This is a genomic window from Shigella sp. SIG6 (assembly GCF_053555815.1).
The window spans coordinates 1-1,307 of record NZ_JBQZXC010000262.1 but is presented as its reverse complement, the minus strand read 5'-3'; the positions used below and the strand labels follow the sequence as shown (position 1 = coordinate 1,307).

3 protein-coding genes and 1 pseudogene are annotated in these 1,307 nt (G+C 42.6%); 2 read left to right on the top strand and 2 right to left on the bottom strand.

All coding sequences use genetic code 11. The features are described 5' to 3' along the window. Positions 1 to 77, top strand: a 77-nt coding sequence (locus tag ACUU1M_RS20180) for an IS1 family transposase (protein ID WP_033802282.1), incomplete at its 5' end; no start/stop codon positions are given. 8 nt (positions 78 to 85) lie between these two features. Here ACUU1M_RS20180 and ACUU1M_RS20175 read toward each other — a convergent pair. Then, positions 86 to 271: pseudogene (locus ACUU1M_RS20175) on the bottom strand (TPM domain-containing protein); the annotation flags it as partial. 13 nt (positions 272 to 284) lie between these two features. After that, complete coding sequence (yqcG, locus tag ACUU1M_RS20170; protein WP_001288227.1) at positions 285 to 425, bottom strand: cell envelope stress response protein YqcG; 141 nt, start codon at positions 423 to 425, stop codon at positions 285 to 287. Positions 426 to 563: 138 nt separating this feature from the next. Between yqcG and queE the strand changes: the two genes are divergently transcribed. Continuing rightward, positions 564 to 1,235 (top strand): 7-carboxy-7-deazaguanine synthase QueE, encoded by a 672-nt coding sequence (gene queE, locus ACUU1M_RS20165; protein WP_001199973.1) that lies wholly within the window; start codon positions 564 to 566, stop codon positions 1,233 to 1,235. Positions 1,236 to 1,307: the final 72 nt, after the last annotated feature.

Here is a 1,307-nt window from a genome sequence, read left to right as displayed (position 1 = left end):
TACTGTCGTTCTCAAAATCGGTGGAGCTGCATGACAAGGTCATCGGGCATTATCTGAACATAAAACACTATCAGTAAGTTGGAGTCATTACCGCAATTTGCACTTGGGTATTATTGAAAATAGATTCTAACTTGTGCGTCAGTTCTTTCTTTTCTTGTGAGTTTAAGCTACTCGTAAGACCCGTAACTTGTTGCTGTAATTGTGGGACAATAGTTGGTTGGGCTGCAACAAAGGAACATACGAAAGTGAACATTAGTATGAAATAGCGCATTATAAATTTCTCATTAAATCTGGATAAATAAATTGACGGCGGCATCGGTAATTTTAGATTCGTTATCATTAAAAACTAATACAGAAAAAATAAATATAATTTTGGTGAATGTTTTGACATGATTAAATCCATTTTCTTTATTTTCTTCTGACATAATACGTTACTCCCTTTAATTATTAACGATATGTTTCGTATTTTTCTTTAAATCTGCATGTAACAGAATGTTAATAAGACATGATTGTTGCGGCAGGATCTGCAATAATTAACAATTATCCACTTCACAGAGAATGCTATGCAGTACCCGATTAACGAGATGTTCCAGACCCTGCAAGGTGAGGGTTACTTTACCGGCGTCCCCGCCATTTTTATTCGTTTACAGGGATGCCCGGTTGGCTGTGCCTGGTGCGACACCAAACACACCTGGGAAAAGCTTGAGGATCGGGAAGTCTCCCTTTTCAGCATTCTGGCGAAGACCAAAGAGAGTGATAAGTGGGGGGCGGCGAGCAGTGAAGACTTGCTGGCTGTCATTGGTCGTCAGGGATATACCGCGCGGCATGTGGTGATTACGGGTGGTGAGCCTTGCATTCATGATTTGCTGCCACTGACTGACCTGCTCGAAAAGAACGGTTTTAGCTGCCAGATCGAAACCAGTGGAACTCATGAAGTACGCTGCACACCGAATACCTGGGTTACCGTATCGCCAAAGCTGAACATGCGCGGCGGCTATGAAGTGTTGTCACAGGCACTGGAGCGAGCCAACGAAATCAAGCATCCAGTGGGGCGCGTACGCGATATTGAAGCACTGGATGAACTACTGGCAACGCTGACCGATGATAAACCGCGAGTCATTGCACTGCAGCCGATTAGCCAAAAGGATGATGCCACACGATTGTGCATTGAAACCTGTATTGCGCGTAATTGGCGTTTGTCGATGCAAACACATAAATATTTAAATATTGCCTGATTACACATTTATAAGCGTTATAAGGTAATGACTCCAACTTACTGATAGTGTTTTATGTTCAGATAATGCCCG

Coding starts and splice junctions, on each gene's coding strand:
- queE (WP_001199973.1), top strand. CDS start 564: ATGCAGTACCCGATTAACGAGATGTTCCAGACCCTGCAAGGTGAGGGT.
- yqcG (WP_001288227.1), bottom strand. CDS start 425: ATGTCAGAAGAAAATAAAGAAAATGGATTTAATCATGTCAAAACATTC.